Origin of the sequence: Curtobacterium sp. MCLR17_051, from assembly GCF_003234395.1 — a bacterium.
Taxonomy (GTDB): domain Bacteria; phylum Actinomycetota; class Actinomycetes; order Actinomycetales; family Microbacteriaceae; genus Curtobacterium; species Curtobacterium flaccumfaciens.
In genome coordinates this window covers 82,294-97,675 of record NZ_QKTA01000017.1, presented here as the reverse complement: position 1 = coordinate 97,675, position 15,382 = coordinate 82,294, and the positions used below count along the sequence as shown (strand labels likewise).

Here is a 15,382-nt window from a genome sequence, read left to right as displayed (position 1 = left end):
GGCCCCAACCAGCCCGGCCTCAGCCCCGCCCCGGCCGCAGGAACGGCACCCGCGGCATGAGCCAGTCGACCCACACCACCCGCACCCCCGGCGCCACGGCGAGCGCCCACAGGATCGAGGCAGCGGCGTCGGTCGGGTAGTGGACCGCGTCGATCGACACCGCGAAGAACACGATCACGATGGCCACGACCCCGAGCGTCAGGGCGAGCCGGTGCCACCGGGTCTCGCGGAGCAGCCAGATCAGGGCGATCACGAACGCCGTGATGTAGACCGTGTGCCCACTCGGGTACCCGGGGTCGGGCTGCACGGGGAACGGGTGCGGCAGCACGGCCACGTCGGGCCGGGCGCGGTGCACGATCTCCTTCACGATCGCGGACGGCACCCACGTGATCGCGATGGTGCCGCCGAACGCCAGGGCCGGGCGCAGGTCGCGCGTGCGCCACCAGATCACGGCGACGACGACGACCGTGATCCCGATCGCCGGCGCCGGACTGATCACGTGGTAGACCGCCGTGCTGAACGCACCGATGAACCCGGTGTGCAGCGCGTTGAGGGCCTTCGACAGCCCCAGGTCCACGGTGCCGAGGGTGAACCCGACGATGGTGATGACGACGACCGCGATGACGGCGATCGCCACCGAGACGAGCGGGTACGGCGAGCGCTCGAGGATCCCGTACGCGGCGGGCTCCCGTCGGCGGGGACGGAGGAGCGGCGCGTCGTCGGTCATCCCGCCATCGTCGCAGCCCGACCCCGGCATCCCAGGGCGAGTGAGCCTCACAAAACTCCGAAAGCGTTCAGCGCAGCGGTCGCGAGTAGACAGGGCACATGCCAACCGTTGCCGAGAACATCGTCGCCACCCTCCGCGCCAACGACATCCACCGGGTCTACGGCCTGCCCGGGGACTCCCTGAACGGCTTCACCGACGCCCTGCGCAAGGACGGCACGATGCGGTGGGAGCACGTCCGGCACGAGGAGGCGGCCGCGTTCGCCGCCTCTGCCGAGGCCGCCCTGACCGGTGACCTGACCGTCTGCGCCGGCAGCTGCGGGCCCGGCAACCTGCACCTGATCAACGGCCTGTACGACGCGAACCGTTCGCGGGTGCCGGTGCTGGCGATCGCCGCGCACATCCCCACGGCGGAGATCGGCTCCGGCTACTTCCAGGAGACGCACCCACAGGAGCTCTTCCGCGAGTGCTCCGTCTACGTCGAGTACGTCGCCGACCCCGTCCAGATGCCCCGCCTGCTCGAGATCGCGATGCGCGAGGCGATCGAGAAGCGCGGCGTCGCGGTGCTCGTGATCCCGGGCGACGTGCTGCTCGCCGAGGCGAAGGACGACCGCACCACCCGCATCGAGCGGGCCACCCCGCGCATCGTGCCGAGCGAGGCCGAGCTCCAGCGCACCGCCGACCTGCTGAACGGTGCCGACCGGATCACCATCCTGGCCGGAGCCGGCGTCGCGGACGCCCACGACGAGGTCGTCGCCCTGGCCGAGCGGCTGCAGGCCCCGATCGTGCACGCGCTGCGTGGCAAGGAGTACATCGAGTACGACAACCCGTACGACGTCGGCATGACGGGGCTGCTCGGCTTCGCGTCCGGGTACCGCGCGATGGAGGACGCCGACGTCGTGCTCATGCTCGGCACGGACTTCCCGTACCAGCAGTTCTTCCCGGCCAAGGCGAAGCACGTGCAGGTCGACATCCGCGGCTCGCAGCTCGGCCGCCGGCACCCCGTCGACATCGGGCTGGTCGGCACCGTCAAGGACACCGCCCTCGCGCTCATCCCGCTGCTGACCGGCTCGCACCCGACGAAGCACCTCGAGGACTCCCTGAAGCACTACCGGAAGACCCGCGAGAAGCTCGACGACCTGGCGGTCCCCGCCGGGAAGAAGAAGCCGCTGCACCCGCAGTACGTCGCCCGGGTGCTCGACCGGCTCGCCGCCGAGGACGCCGTCTTCATCCCCGACGTCGGCTCCCCCGTCGTCTGGGCCTCGCGCTACCTCACCATGAACGGCAAGCGCCGGCTGATCGGCTCGTTCGTGCACGGCACGATGGCGAACGCCGTCCCGCAGGCGATCGGTGCGCAGACCGCGTTCCCGGACCGGCAGGTGATCGCCCTGGCCGGTGACGGCGGGCTGACGATGCTCCTCGGTGAGCTCATCACGATCGTGCAGAACAAGCTGCCGGTGAAGATCGTCGTGTTCGACAACTCGTCGCTCAACTTCGTCGAGCTCGAGATGAAGGCCGCCGGCTTCGTGAACTACGGGACCGAGCTGCAGAACCCGGACTTCGCCGCCGTCGCCGAGGCGATCGGCATCAAGGGCTTCCACGTCGACGTGTCCGACGACTTCGAGGACGCGATGGCCGCCGCGCTCGCGCACGACGGTCCCGCGCTCGTGTCGGTCCGCGCGAACCGCCAGGAACTCTCCATGCCCCCGGCGGTGACGCTGGAGCAGGCGAAGGGCTTCACGCTCTACGCCATCCGCACGGTGCTGTCGGGTCGCGGCGACGAGCTGCTGGACCTCGCGTCCACCAACGCGCGCCAGCTGCTGTAGAAGCGAGCGGATGACGGCCTGGAGGCGCGGTGCCAGCTGGCACCGCGCCTCCAGGCCGCCTTTTCGTCACCACCCGAGCGTCTGGCCGTCCTCCAGGAACACGCCGGTGGGGCCCTCCGGGCCCGCGCTCGCGGCGGCCGCGATCGTCGCGGCGCTGACCTCGACGGGGCGACCGTGCGGGTTCGGCATGCCACCGAACTCGGTGGCCGTGTAACCGGGCTCGATCGCGACGAAGTGCACCTCGGGCACGACGCGTGCGTACTGCACCGTCAGCATCGAGACGGCGGCCTTGGACGCGCCGTAGACCACGGCAGGCACGGTGAACGCGGGCTTCGACGGGTCGTGGGTGGCGGTGAAGGAGCCGAGCGCGCTCGACAGGTTCACCACGATCGGGTTCGCGGAGCGACGCAGGAGCGGCAGCGCGGCCTCGGTCGCGCGGATCGTGCCGACGGCGTTCGTGTCGAAGACGGCGAGCGCCTCGGGCCCGCTCTGCCCCCAGACGGCGATGCCGGCGTTGTTGACCAGCACGTCGAGTCCGCCGTTCGCGTCGACGTGGGCGAAGCCCCCCCCCACACACACACACACGGAAAGAAAAGATACGACATGATGTGCACATGGAGTGGACCCCGATGGATGCTGACCCGGCGGTCTTTGAGACCCTAATTGACGGGGTTCCGGCGTGGATTTACGCTCCACTCAAACGGTGGGCGGCGGCGCTCATCGACACGGGCTCAGGGGTTTCCGTGCTCGAAGACTTTGATGTCGCAACGAGGTCGAACTCGCCGATTGCTTGGGTGTTGGACGAACGGGGCTTCAACCGCTTCTGGGCTGACCTCGACGACGCCACGATTCTCCGACTCGTCGACTACCTGGTTTACCGCTGGCGCGGGAACGCCGCCGTGGTCAAGCGCCTTGCGACGCTCTTGAACGAGGGCGGATCAGCCTGGACGGTAGGCATCAGAGGAGCGTTTACAGGCCTCCAACGGCGCGTCAACGAAGCTGTGGCGGAGGCAGCTGAACGAGCGATGGCCTCGGGCAGCTCTGGCGCGAGACTCGCAGAGGCATGGAATCAGGCATTCGGCCTTCAACCCAATCCCAGCGTTGCGTACTCGATTGCGATCAAGGCTGTCGAGGAGGCGGCCATTCCCGTCGTTCAGCCCAAGCACGGAAAAGCCACGCTTGGGACTGTTATCGGACAGATGAAGGGTGACGGCGATTGGGGCCTACCTTTTGACGGTAGCTCAGGCAGTACGGTGCTCTCCCTCTGCGCCGAGCTGTGGAACGGGCAAACCGACCGCCACGGGAGCAACGACTCAGCACCTCCGACGGCTGAAGCTGCTGAAGCCGCCGTCATAATGGCGGTGTCGCTGGTCCAGTGGTTCACTTCAGGCGCTATAGCCCGCCGCTCAAGCCCCACCACCTAGCGAGAGCAGCCAGGCGCTGGTCCGGGCCGACCTGGAGAACGAAGTAGCGCGTAACCGTGGCCCTGTCCTCGATCGAAATCAGAGTTCGCCAGGACCCACCGGAACGCCTAGCAAGCAGGCCGAAGGACCACCCGCGATCCGCTAGATGATGACATAAGTTAACGCGGAGAGCCGGGACGTTTGACTCTTTCGCTGGACGCAGCACGACCCGAGTTCGTCCGCGAGGCGGCAACCTGCCCTGCGACGAAACCATCACCACCGTAAAGACCTGTGCGTCGCTCGTAGACTCCGCGGAGGCGATCAAACACTTCATCGCGCTGGAGCCATAGGCAGGGTTGGTTGTCTCTGAAGACGCCAAGCTCCCGGCGCAAGAGTAGACACGCAAGGCGACCCATGCCGAGTTCCAGACCCTCCGCTTTGACGATGACATCATCGACGCACGCCTCGAACCACTGGTGCTTACCCGGCTGCGAGTAAGGGCGACGGCCCAATGCAGGAGCTTGCCAAGGCGAGCCTGTATCCGGACAACCCGTGCTCGCCGACATGAGAGTATTGGACGCCACCGGCACCCTCATACCGGACAACCGCGGGGGCGGCGCCCCCAAAGGTAGCTCGAGGGACCAGCGTACGGTGCGCACCTACAATCGACATGGGGGAAAAATGGACCGGATCACTAAAGCCAATATCGAGGCCTTTCGCAAGGAGCAGTCCCTCCCTGCTGCTATGAAGTTAGACGTGCTATTCGAACACTTTGTCAATTACTGCGTCACGAGCGACTCTTACGACGAAGAGTTCGATATCAACGACGTACATACCGGTGGCGGAAACGATCTTGGGCTTGACGGCATCGGGATCTTTGTCAACGGCGTCCTGGTTTCCGCAGTCGATGAAGCCAAAAGCCTTCTTGAAACCAACGGATCGCTGGATGTTCGCTTTCAGTTTACACAAGCGAAGTCAGCTTCGGGCTTTAGCGGTGAGCAGATGGTCGCGTTCGGAGACGGCGTATTCGATTTCTTCAGGGAGGAGCTGGAAACTCCAATCAACGAGAAGATCGCGGCCTTCCGGGACTTGATGACCTGGATATACGAACAAAGTGCGAGCTTCAAAAAGGGCCGGCCGCAATGCGAGTTACACTTCGTCACCACGGGAAGTTGGCAAAACGATCAGCAGCTTGAAATCAAAATTAAACAGATTAGCGCCAAGCTCACTTCATTGAATCTTTTCGAAGATGTGAATTTCCGTGCGGCAGGCGCTTCAGAAGTCCAAGCAAGTTGGTCCCGTAGCAAAAACAGCGTTCTGGCAGAGTTTATCTTTGTGAATAAGGCGACACTGAGTGACATCCCTGGGGTAAGCGAATCCTATCTTGGTGCGCTCCCACTCTCCGAGTTCCTGAAGATCGTGAGTGACCCTGATGCAGGGATCCGCAAGCACATCTTTGTCGACAACGTGCGGGACTACCAAGGAGATAACCCGGTTAACGGTGAGATGCAGGACAGTCTTCAGACGACTACTGGACAGGACCGCTTTGCCGTCTTGAATAACGGCATCACTCTCGTTGCCCGCGAGCTGCGCAACGTCGGTAACAAGTTCTTTGCATCAGACTTCCAGATCGTCAACGGCTGCCAGACAAGCCACGTACTGTACAACAACCGATCCAGCCTCAAGGAAGACCTCCAGGTTCCCTTCAAGCTAATCGCGTCGCTCGACGAAGAAGTCATTAGCGCAATTGCGACAGCGACTAATCGTCAAACTGAAGTCACCGAAGAGGATCTTTTCGCCCTGGAAGGCTTTCAAAAGGACCTTGAGAAGTTTCTTCTGGCTTTCCCCGAAAAGCAACGCCTTTACTATGAGCGTCGATCGAGGCAGTACAACTCGGTAGCAGGCATCGAGAAGGTACGGATTATCACGAAGCAAATCGAGATTCGCGCTTTTGCCGCAATGTTTCTCAACGACGCACATCGGGCGGCCAGATATTACGGAGCATTGAAGAATGGGGTAGGAAGTGCAATGTTCCACAAGGGCCACAAGCTGGAGCCCTACTACACCGCGGCCTTTGCATACTACAAGCTTGAGTATTTGTTTCGAAATGGCCTGCTCCCTGTCCGATACAAGCCGGCCCGCTACCACCTTCTTATGGCATTCCGCTTCCTATCTGGAGGATTGAACATGCCCGCCCTCACTGCCAATCAGATGAACAAGTACGCCAATTCTGTCAATGCAGCACTATGGGACGACGTCAAAGCAATGCAGACCTTTGACCAGGCTGCCGAGATTATCGACGAGGCGCTGGGCGGAGCCCCTCTTAACGGAGATGCAGTTAAGGTACAGAGTTTTACTGACAGCGTTGTCGTGCTGTTGAACAAGGCTCTTGCAAATTCGAAGCCATGAGGTCTGTCCTGGACCACCGATACAGGTATTCTCTACCGCTTGAATAGTCACAGGCGTGGCGCTTCTTCCATTAGTTGATCGACCCCGGAGCTCCAGCCGTATGGCTCTGGGGTCGAGTCACGCCCAGCACTTGTACTACTTACGATCCTCTTGCTGTGCTGTCGCTACGATCGGACAGAAGCTCGGGCCCGGTTGAATTCTCCTGCCGGCGGTTGATCAATTTACGCGGAATCCCACGAGGAGCCCGATCCCGGTCGGGCGCTTCCCCTCCGCTCCCCTCCCCGCCGCCAGGCGGTTTGAGTTTTCGGGAAGTGTCCTACTGTGCGGGGACCCGCCCCCGCTACGAGAAAGCGCCGTTCGCGCGAGGGTCCGGATGTGGAGGGGCACGGTCGTCTCCGCCATCGCAGCAGAGATGGCCACACACGGCCTGGGTCGATTGGCACAGACCGATGCCTAAATCGGAAGCGTGGAGGCTCTCGTCGGTCCCGGACGCAAGCCGAACCGGCGGCTGACCGAGCAGGCCCGGCGGGCCGTCAGCGCTTCCGCCGACCCGGCCGGTGAACTCGCGGAGCTCTGGGCCGAGAGCGACGGGGCGGAGTGGGACGAGGCGATCGCCCGGCTCGTCGCACGTCTCGGCACGGACTGACCACGGCCGTTCACTGCGAGCCCGCCTGAACCCTTCGGAGAAGGCCCACAGGTCGGGTCCTTCGCCCTTGTCCGGCTCGGACGCCGTCCATAGGCTCCCGCTGTCAGACGATCGTCTGACTCCAGAGTGGGACGAGGACGGGCATGAACGACGACACGCAGGTCAGCATGAACCGGGTGCACTGGGACGGTGGCGTGCCGCGCAGTGCGGTGGACGCGCTGCTGCACGACGGCGGGCTGGCGGTGGTCCCGACCAAGGTCGGCTACATCCTGATGACCTCGGACCGCGCGGGTCTGGAGCGCAAGTTCGACGCGAAGGAACGCAACCGCAACAAGCCGGGCGTCGTGCTCGTGAGCTCGCTCGCGATGCTCCGGAGCATCGCGCAGCTCACCCCCGAGATCGACGCCCTGTACCAGCGGTGCTGGGACGAGGACGTCCTACTCGGGTGCATCCTGCCCTGGAGTGACGAGGGTCGAGCGGCACTGCCGGCGGACGGCTCCGACGAACTCATGATGGACACCCGCGGGACGTCCTGCTTCGTCATCAAGTTCGGCGTCCCCGGTGAGCTCGCCGCCCGCGAGCTCTGGACCGAGCACGGCAAGTTCGCCTTCGCGAGCTCGGCCAACCCGTCGGGCACCGGCAACCGTGGCGTGGTGGACGGCATCGGCGAGCGCATCGCCGAGCGCGCCGACGTGATCGTCGAGGCGGACGACTACGTCGCGTCCATCCAGCCGGAGCAGAGTGCCGAGACCCGCTACGAGCAGGGCGTCATGGTGTCGATGGTCGACAGCACCGGAGCCCTGATCCCGCTGCAGGACGGACGCCGATCGGTCGTCCCCGCACCGACGCTGATCCGCAAGGGGCTCGACGTCGACCGGATCATGGGGTTGCTCGCGGACACGTTCACGAGCTGGGACTACCGGCAGGGTGAGTACTACTGAGCCCGCACGAGAGGACTTCCGTGGGCCGGCAGCGCCTGTCGCGTGAGGACGCCTCGAGCCGCATCACCGCGTTCGTGTACGGCAACATCGTGATCCTCGGCACGATCGCACCGATGCTCCCGGACACCGCCGAGAGCGGCCGGGGGCTCTGGTACGTCCTCGCCACCGCGTTCTCGACCTTCCTCGCACACACCTTCGCCGAATCGGTCGGACGACGTGCGCGGAGCGACCACCGCCTCACCGGGGAGACCGTCCGCGCCGAGCTGCGAGATTCGCTGCCCATCCTCACCTCCGGTCTCCTGCCGGCTGCCGTCCTCGCCTACGCCTGGCTGACCGGCACGTCCGGGCTCGCGGCCGAGATCATCGCGATCGCGTACCTCGTGCTCCGGCTCGCGCTCCTCGGGCCCGTCGTGGCCAGGCTCCGCGGGGAGAACCCGTCCCCGCGGACGTTCGTGGCCGGTCTCGTCCTCGCGCTCGTCGGTGTCGGCATCGCCCTGGTCAAAGCAGGTCCGGGCTTCTGAGGCGAGCGTGCGCGAGGCGCGCGAGCGCGGGAACCTCGACACCTCGCGTCGTCACGTGGGCTGACCGTCCGCGACGGCCGCGACGGCTTCGATCTCGACCAGCTGGTCGTCGTAGCCGAGCACCGTGACCCCGAGCAGGGTGCTCGGCACGTCGTGCGCGCCGAAGGCATCGCGCACCACCTGCCATGCGGCGACGAGGTCGGCCTGCCGTGAGGACGCCACGAGCACCCGGGTGCTCACGACGTCCTCGATGGACGCACCTGCGGCACGCAGCGCCTCCTGCATCGTCTCGATGCACCGGGCTGCCTGGCCCGCGTAGTCGCCGACCGCGACGGTGGACCCGTCCGCGGCGAGCGGGCAGGCCCCGGCGAGGAACACGAGCCGCGTCCCGGCCGGCACGGTGGACGCGTACGCGTACTGCGCCGCATCGCTCAGGACGTCGGACCGGATGAGACGGACAGCGCTGGCCATACCGGTCATCCTGCCAGCAGCGACGTTCGACCCTCGGCGGCGTCAGGCGCAGTACTCGTACGGCAACATCGCGACCGACCCCACCCAGATCGCCCCCACGGTGGTGCCGTCCGTCCCCAGCTGGAACGTCATGTAGCGCCCGTCGGCCTGCACGCTCCACATCGAGTACGGCCCCTGGTCCTCACCGTAGGTGCCGGTGTACTGCAGGTCCGGGTACGCGGAGCGCACCTCGGTCAGGGGTGCTCCGATGCCGATCCCGGCGTCGGTCTCGGGCGAGTTCGTCGTCACCGGGTCCGACCCCACCCCACCGATGGTCACCCCGGCGACCTTCCCGTCGCGGGGGATGACGATGAGCCCGGGGGCGTCGGATCGCTCCCAGAACGTCGTCTCCGGGCTGGCCGGGCACGCATCCGTACTCCGGGTGTAGGCGGCTGCCAGGTCGTCGATCTCGCCCTGCACCGGACCACCGAGGGCGATCGGTCCGACCTCCTCGGTCGAGATGGTCCACGTCGCGGGGTCCGACAGGCTGAAGGCCGTGTCCGTCGCGGTCGGGGTCGCAGCGGGGGTCGGAGTGTCGGGGTCAGCCGGCGCCTCCGGGGTCGCGGTGGCAGTCGCGGTCACGGTCCGGGTCGGCGTCGCGGCCGGTGTGCCGAAACAGGCGGTCAGCGCAATCGCTGCGATGAGCCCGAGGGTCACCCCGGCGGTCCGGGCGGTGCCGTTCACGCGGCCCCCGCCGCACCGCGCCGCTGCCGGTGAGGCGGGAGCTGGGGGCCGGGTTGCTGCACGGTCCTCCAGCTGCCGATCCGCGGGTCGAGCCGGACGGCGTCACCGCACTCGTCGCAGTGCGCCGCTCCCGTCTCGCCGAGCAGGATCTTCGCGCCGTCGTGGACGAACGGGTTCGGGTTGCCGGGCATCGTCTGTTTCCCTCCGTCGGCGGATGTCGAAGGGTCCCCGCCCGCAGGCGGGGACCCGACCGGCGCGGGCTCCGGAGAGCCGCAGCGCCGGCCGATGACCCCCGCGCCGTTGCGATGGCCGATCCACCGTACGTCGAGCCTCCACGAGGAACGGAACCCCTCGTCCGCCATCGCAACCAGAGCGTTACACAGCTTCCGACGCAGCGATCAGGCGGCGTCCTCGACGTCGAACACGACGACCCGCGCACTCGCCGCACCGATGAACTCGGCCACCGGCCGATGCTCCGGGTGCGGCAGGTACCCGGCGAGCGCTGCACGATCGCGGAACCGGACGACGAGCATCCAGTGGAACCCGCCCTCCAGTCCCTCGGTGCTCACGCTCGTGCCGGCCTGCACCGACTCGACCCCCTCGACCCGCGGCAGGTGCTCACGCGACAGGGCCGAGGCCTCGGACGACCGGTCCTCCCCGTCCCACTCGACCAGCACGGTGTGCGTCACTCCGGACACGTGGTCCCCTTCCTCGAACGCAAGAACGCGAAAACGCCAAAAGCCCAGAACGGCAGATCAGAACGCCGGCGTCCCGCCCGCGATCGTGATCGTCGACCCGGACTGGTAGCTCGACTCCGGGCTGACCAGGTGCACGTAGGCGGCACCGAGCTCGGCGGGCTGACCGGGACGGCCGAACGGCGAGCTCTCACCGAAGTGCGACACCGTCTCGGCGTCGTCGGAGCCCGGCTGCAGCGGTGTCCACACCGGCCCCGGTGCGACGGAGTTCACACGGATGCCCTTCGGCGCGAGCTGCTGCGCGACGGCCTCGGTGAAGAGCTTGATCGCGCCCTTCGACACGGCGTAGTCGATCTTGTCCGGCGAGGGCGTCGACGCCTGGATCGAGCCGGTCGTCACGATGGTCGAACCGGGCTCGAGGTGCGGCACCGCAGCCTTGGTCAGCCAGAACAGCGAGTAGATGTTCGTCTTGAAGGTGGAGTCGAACATCGAGGTGTCGAGCGTGAGGATGTCCTCGTTGCTCTCCATGCGCCCCGCGACCATGACCAGGGTGTCGAGACCGCCGAACTCGTCGACGCCCTTCTGCACCAGGTCCGTGCAGTACTGCTCGTCGGAGATGTCGCCGGGGAACAGCACGGCCCGACGACCCTCGGACTCGAGCAGGTCGCGGACCTGTTCCGCGTCCTCCTGCTCGTCCGGCAGGTACGAGAGCACCAGGTCCGCGCCCTCGCGCGACAGGGCGATGGCGGCGGCACGGCCGATGCCGGAATCAGCACCGGTGACGATGCCGCGGTACCCCTTCAGCCGTCCGAGCCCGACGTAGCTCTCCTCGCCGTGGTCGGGCTTCGGGTCCATCTTCCACGCGGCGCCCGGCAGCGACTGCTCCTGCTTCGGGTACGGCGGTGCCGGGTAGAGGGTGTTCGGATCGCGCTTCTCGTACTGGCTCATGGCCCCACTGTCGTCGCGGCGCCCGCACGGGCGCTCAGCTGGTGGGTGACGGACGCCGAACAGGCGAGCAACGCCCTGGAGACGGGTGGGACGGACTGGAGGCGCGGTGCCAGCTGACACCGCGCCTCCAGTCCGTCAGGTGGTTCAGACGCCGGCCGTGGTCCGGATCCAGGACGAGGCCTGCGACAGCAGGGCGTAGTTCGAGCCGGCCTTGGTGTTCGCGCCTGGGTCGGCGCTGTCACCGGTGGAGCAGACGGCGACGACCTTGCCGTTGACGAGCAGCGGGCCGCCCGAGTCGCCGTGGTTCGAGGCGCCGGTCACGCCGGTGAGGTGCTGGGCACGACCGCTGAAGGCGTCGGTGCTCGCGCCGGTGAGCGAGACCGTGGCCTGGTACAGGCCGTCGGACTGGGTCGCGTTCGCACGCAGGCCGTAGCCCTGGATGGTGCCGGTGCCGCTCGACTTGGCCGTCGCGGTGAGGTCGAGGGGTGCGTAGGTGGACAGCGAGTAGGCGGTCCGCAGGTGCACGAGCGCGATGTCACCCGCCGGCGAGGCGCTGACGCGGTCGACGGCGACGGCCGTGCCGCGGTTCACGGTGGAGTTGGAGTGGTACACGTTCATCGCGCCGATGCCGTCGATGCAGTGCCGGGCGGTGAGGATCCACGAGGCGTTGAGCTGCTCGCCGGTGCAGTTGCTGACGTAGCCGGAGGGGATGCTGCCGCCGGAGGCTTCGAGCTGCACCGCCCACGAGGTGGTGGGGGCCTTCTCGCCGCCGACGACCTTCGTGCTGACGGGCAGCGCGGACGCGGGCGAAGCGGCGAACACGCCGGCGGTGATGACGGCGACCGCGGCGAACGCGGCTGCGATGGACTTCTTCATGACGACTCCTCTGTCGGTGAAGCACCTGCCAGTTGCTCTGTGCAACTGATGCGTCATCCTGACCCCCTGTCCAGGGGTCGCGCCAGTCCGCACTTCGACGGACGCGGCTGCTTGCGGACCCGAACGCCGTGATCCGGTACGCGAACTGGCTGAGCCGTGCGCCATCGGTCTGGTCGTAGCGTCGAAGCATGACCAGTGACGCGATCAACCTGCCGGATCGGTTGACTCCGGCCCTGGACCCTGACCTCGAGGTGCTCGACGCCATGGACCGTGTCATCGCGGCGTGCGTGGAGGGGACCTCGGCGACGGAGGCGGGGGTCGTGCTCGCGGACCGATCCGGTGCGTTGCAGGTCATCGCCTCGACGAGCGAGCGCAGCAGCGAGGCCGAGGAAGCGCAGCTCGGGACGAACGAGGGCTCGTGTCTCGACTGCTACCGGACCGGCGAGACGATCGACGTGCCCGACGTGTCGACGCACGAGTCGGAGTGGCCGGCGTTCTCGGCAACGATGCGTGACCGCGGGCTGCACGGCACGTTCGCCGAGCCGATCCTTCTGCGGGACCGGACCATCGGTTCGCTGTGCGTCTTCGCCGACCACACCCGCGGGCACAGTGACCAGGACGTCGTGCTGATGCAGCTGCTCGCCGACGCGGCTTCAGCTGCCCTCGTGCGACAGCGCGACCGCGGGGTGTCGACCACGATCGAGGAACAGGTCGAGGACGCGCTCGAGGCCCGGGAACTCCTCGAACAGGCCAAGGGTGCACTCGCGTACCGACGGGGCATCCGGATGGACGAGGCGTTCCAGATCCTGCGACGTGCTGCTGCCGGTGCGGGCCGCGGGATCCGGGCCATGGCGGAGGACGTCGTGCACCGGGGTGCCGACCTCGGCAGCACCGGCTAGGCCCGTCGGGTCCGCGGCCCGTCCGGCTCCGTCCGCAGCACCAGGCCGTGGTGGTCGGTGGTGAGCGTCACCGCGACCACCTCGCCGAACGCGTCGCCGTCGAGCTGCACCCGCTCCGGGGTGTCGACGGTCAGCCGCAGCGTCCTCGCCCGTGTGTACCGGAGCGCACGCGAGGTCGGCAGCACCCGCGCCAGGAGTCGCCCGAACCGGGTGCGCGCGAAGAAGCGGTTGAGCGTCAGGGCGTACCCGACCTTGGTCCAGCCGTACCACCCGGCCGGCCGGAACGCCACGGCGTCGAGGATGCCGTCGTCCGGTCGCGCCGCGGGGAGCAGCAGGATGCCCGCGGTCAGGGTGCCGCAGTTCCCGACGATGATCGTGTGTGCGCTCATGCTGCGGAGCGGGCCGTCGTCGATCCCGTAGTGCACGGGGATCTGCCGGTTGCCGATCACGGACCGGGCGATGGGATCCGAGTAGGCGACCCATCCGAACCGCTTCTTCACCCACGCGTTCGTGTCCGCGGCCATGCTCGCATCGAGCCCGATGCCGGTCATCACCAGGAACGCGTGCGACGTCGTGGTGCCCGCCGGGTCGGTCAGGTCGGCCAACCCGACGTCGATCGGGCGGTCCGTCCCGCTGAAGCCCGCTCGGACGGACCGCACCAGGTCGCCGAGGGGCAGACCGAGGTTCCGCGCGAACAGGTTGCCGGTGCCGCTGGGGAGGAGCGCCACCGGGATCCCGGTGCCGCGGAGTTCCGCGGCGACGACCCGGAGCGTGCCGTCACCACCGGCGACGAGGACGACGCTCGGGTGGGCGTCGCGTGCGGCCCGGGCAGCCGCCCGTCCGTCGTCGTCGGCGCTCGTCTCGAACCAGAGCGACTCGGCCCATCCGTGTGCGCGCTCCTCGGTGCGGAGCACCGCTCGGAGGCGGGCCTGGTCGATCTTGGTCGGGTTCACGACCACCGCCGCTCGGAGCTGCTGCGGTTCGTTCGGGAGGTTCGGCACGGGGCTGGTGGTCAGTGGATCCGGAGCTCGGACACCATCGGGCAGACGAAGGGGTCGCGGGCTGCGAGGCCGACGCGGTTGAGGTACCGGACGACGATCCCGTACGAGCGCAGCAGCGTCGTCTCGGTGTACGGCACGTCGAGGGTGTCGCAGTGGTCACGGACGAGCAGGCGGGCCTGCTTCAGCGCCGGACGCGGCATCGACGGGAACAGGTGGTGCTCGACCTGGTAGTTCAGCCCACCCATCAGGAACGACACCCACCAGCCGCCACGGATGTTGCGCGACGTGCGCACCTGGCGGGAGAAGAAGTCGACCTTCGCGTCGTGGGCGATCGTCGGCATGCCCTTGTGGTTCGGGGCGAACGAGGCACCCATCATCACGCCGAACACGGCCAGCTGCACCCCGAGGAACGCACACGCCATCCCGAACGGCAGGAACCAGAACACCACCGTCAGGTAGATCGCGAACCGCGCAACCAGCAGGATGCCCTCGAGGACCCGCCCCCGGACGTCATTGCGCCCACCCGTCCCGCGGAGCACCGACATGACCGCAGCCCGGTGCAGGTTGATGCCCTCGAGCGTGAGCAACGGGAAGAACAGCCAGCCCTGGTACTGCACGAACACCCGGAGCGGCCCGTTCTTGACGGCGGCGGCGTCCTCCGGCAGGAACCGGATCACGTCCGGCGCGATGTCCGGGTCCTTGCCGACGGTGTTCGGGTTGCCGTGGTGACGCGTGTGCTTGTTCATCCACCACGAGTAGCTGAGGCCCACCAGGAACGTGCCGACCCAGCGGCCCGCGCGGTCGTTCCACTTCTGGGACTCGAACACCTGACGGTGCGCGGCCTCGTGCGACAGGAACGCGAACTGCGTGAACAGCACACCCAGCGCACCGGCCACGATCAGCTGGAACCACGAGTCACCCAGGAACGCGAACGCGACCCAGCACGCGGCCGTCGCCACGACGAGCGCGGAGAACAGCGCCCAGTAGAACCCCCGACGGCGCTCGAGCAGCCCGGCTTCCTTCACCTGCGCCAACAGCGCGGAGTAGGACGAGGTGCCGCCGGTCCGCGGCCCGGCCGGGGAGCCGGTCTTCCGGTAGCCGCCGGTGAGGGGTTTCGAGCTGGTCTCCCGCTGCGGGCTGGTACCGGCGTGCTGCGTGGTCATGGATTCCCTGGTCGTCATCGGAATGGAGGATCGTTCCGGCGGCCGGGGTCTGGGGCTGCTGGTCCAACGCTAGAGCCGCCGCGCTCCTCGGTGCAAGCCACAGGTCAGCGTGTCCGCTGCTCGGCTACGGTTGTCC

17 protein-coding genes are annotated in these 15,382 nt (G+C 67.4%); 7 read left to right on the top strand and 10 right to left on the bottom strand.

The features are described 5' to 3' along the window. Positions 1-19 precede the first annotated feature (19 nt). Complete coding sequence (locus tag DEJ06_RS14150; RefSeq protein WP_071404807.1) at positions 20-727, bottom strand: phosphatase PAP2 family protein; 708 nt, start codon at positions 725-727, stop codon at positions 20-22. Positions 728-825: 98 nt separating this feature from the next. Between DEJ06_RS14150 and poxB the strand changes: the two genes are divergently transcribed. Then, positions 826-2,550, top strand: coding sequence for a ubiquinone-dependent pyruvate dehydrogenase (gene poxB / locus DEJ06_RS14145; protein WP_111039725.1), 1,725 nt, complete (start codon positions 826-828; stop codon positions 2,548-2,550). A gap of 66 nt (positions 2,551-2,616) precedes the next feature. On the opposite strand, the gene DEJ06_RS14140 is transcribed toward poxB, so the two are convergent. Then, the gene (locus DEJ06_RS14140; RefSeq protein WP_258372475.1) at positions 2,617-3,123 is read right to left on the bottom strand and encodes an SDR family NAD(P)-dependent oxidoreductase; all 507 of its coding nucleotides are present in this window, start codon (positions 3,121-3,123) and stop codon (positions 2,617-2,619) included. A gap of 41 nt (positions 3,124-3,164) precedes the next feature. Between DEJ06_RS14140 and DEJ06_RS18095 the strand changes: the two genes are divergently transcribed. The 5 genes from DEJ06_RS18095 to DEJ06_RS14120 all read left to right on the top strand — a co-directional run bounded on the left by DEJ06_RS18095 (position 3,165) and on the right by DEJ06_RS14120 (position 8,470). Further along, on the top strand, positions 3,165-3,974 hold the full coding sequence (locus DEJ06_RS18095) for a hypothetical protein (protein WP_146245875.1): 810 nt from the start codon (positions 3,165-3,167) through the stop codon (positions 3,972-3,974). A gap of 531 nt (positions 3,975-4,505) precedes the next feature. After that, positions 4,506-6,362, top strand: coding sequence for an AIPR family protein (locus DEJ06_RS14135; RefSeq protein ID WP_111039724.1), 1,857 nt, complete (start codon positions 4,506-4,508; stop codon positions 6,360-6,362). Between the two features lie 466 nt (positions 6,363-6,828). Next, positions 6,829-7,008 carry a DUF4259 domain-containing protein gene (locus tag DEJ06_RS14130; protein ID WP_111039723.1) on the top strand — a complete coding sequence of 60 codons (180 nt, stop codon included), beginning with the start codon at positions 6,829-6,831 and terminating at the stop codon, positions 7,006-7,008. A gap of 143 nt (positions 7,009-7,151) precedes the next feature. Beyond that, positions 7,152-7,949 (top strand): L-threonylcarbamoyladenylate synthase, encoded by a 798-nt coding sequence (locus tag DEJ06_RS14125; RefSeq protein WP_111039722.1) that lies wholly within the window; start codon positions 7,152-7,154, stop codon positions 7,947-7,949. Between the two features lie 20 nt (positions 7,950-7,969). Beyond that, positions 7,970-8,470 carry a hypothetical protein gene (locus DEJ06_RS14120; protein ID WP_258372474.1) on the top strand — a complete coding sequence of 167 codons (501 nt, stop codon included), beginning with the start codon at positions 7,970-7,972 and terminating at the stop codon, positions 8,468-8,470. A gap of 51 nt (positions 8,471-8,521) precedes the next feature. Here DEJ06_RS14120 and DEJ06_RS14115 read toward each other — a convergent pair whose 3' ends face one another. The 6 genes from DEJ06_RS14115 to DEJ06_RS14090 form a co-directional block, all read right to left on the bottom strand. Then, positions 8,522-8,941, bottom strand: a complete 420-nt coding sequence (locus DEJ06_RS14115) for a Rid family hydrolase (RefSeq protein WP_111039721.1) — start codon at positions 8,939-8,941, stop codon at positions 8,522-8,524. Between the two features lie 42 nt (positions 8,942-8,983). Further along, the gene (locus DEJ06_RS14110) at positions 8,984-9,664 is read right to left on the bottom strand and encodes a hypothetical protein (RefSeq protein ID WP_111039720.1); all 681 of its coding nucleotides are present in this window, start codon (positions 9,662-9,664) and stop codon (positions 8,984-8,986) included. Further along, a complete protein-coding gene (locus DEJ06_RS14105) occupies positions 9,661-9,855 on the bottom strand; it encodes a hypothetical protein (protein ID WP_111039719.1) in 195 nt (64 codons plus the stop codon). The genes DEJ06_RS14110 and DEJ06_RS14105 overlap by 4 nt, the downstream gene beginning before the upstream one ends. 207 nt (positions 9,856-10,062) lie before the next feature. Next, a complete protein-coding gene (locus tag DEJ06_RS14100) occupies positions 10,063-10,362 on the bottom strand; it encodes a Dabb family protein (RefSeq protein ID WP_111088349.1) in 300 nt (99 codons plus the stop codon). Between the two features lie 57 nt (positions 10,363-10,419). Beyond that, positions 10,420-11,307 carry an SDR family oxidoreductase gene (locus tag DEJ06_RS14095; protein ID WP_110858568.1) on the bottom strand — a complete coding sequence of 296 codons (888 nt, stop codon included), beginning with the start codon at positions 11,305-11,307 and terminating at the stop codon, positions 10,420-10,422. A 144-nt stretch (positions 11,308-11,451) separates the two neighbouring features. Continuing rightward, positions 11,452-12,183 carry a trypsin-like serine protease gene (locus tag DEJ06_RS14090; RefSeq protein WP_084740785.1) on the bottom strand — a complete coding sequence of 244 codons (732 nt, stop codon included), beginning with the start codon at positions 12,181-12,183 and terminating at the stop codon, positions 11,452-11,454. A 188-nt stretch (positions 12,184-12,371) separates the two neighbouring features. On the opposite strand from DEJ06_RS14090, the gene DEJ06_RS14085 reads away from it, so the two are divergent. Further along, positions 12,372-13,082, top strand: coding sequence for a GAF and ANTAR domain-containing protein (locus tag DEJ06_RS14085; protein ID WP_111039717.1), 711 nt, complete (start codon positions 12,372-12,374; stop codon positions 13,080-13,082). Here the strand turns inward: DEJ06_RS14085 and DEJ06_RS14080 are convergent. After that, complete coding sequence (locus DEJ06_RS14080) at positions 13,079-14,083, bottom strand: diacylglycerol kinase family protein (protein ID WP_111039716.1); 1,005 nt, start codon at positions 14,081-14,083, stop codon at positions 13,079-13,081. The genes DEJ06_RS14085 and DEJ06_RS14080 overlap by 4 nt on opposite strands. An 11-nt stretch (positions 14,084-14,094) precedes the next feature. After that, a complete protein-coding gene (locus DEJ06_RS14075; RefSeq protein WP_111039715.1) occupies positions 14,095-15,246 on the bottom strand; it encodes an acyl-CoA desaturase in 1,152 nt (383 codons plus the stop codon). Positions 15,247-15,382: the final 136 nt, after the last annotated feature.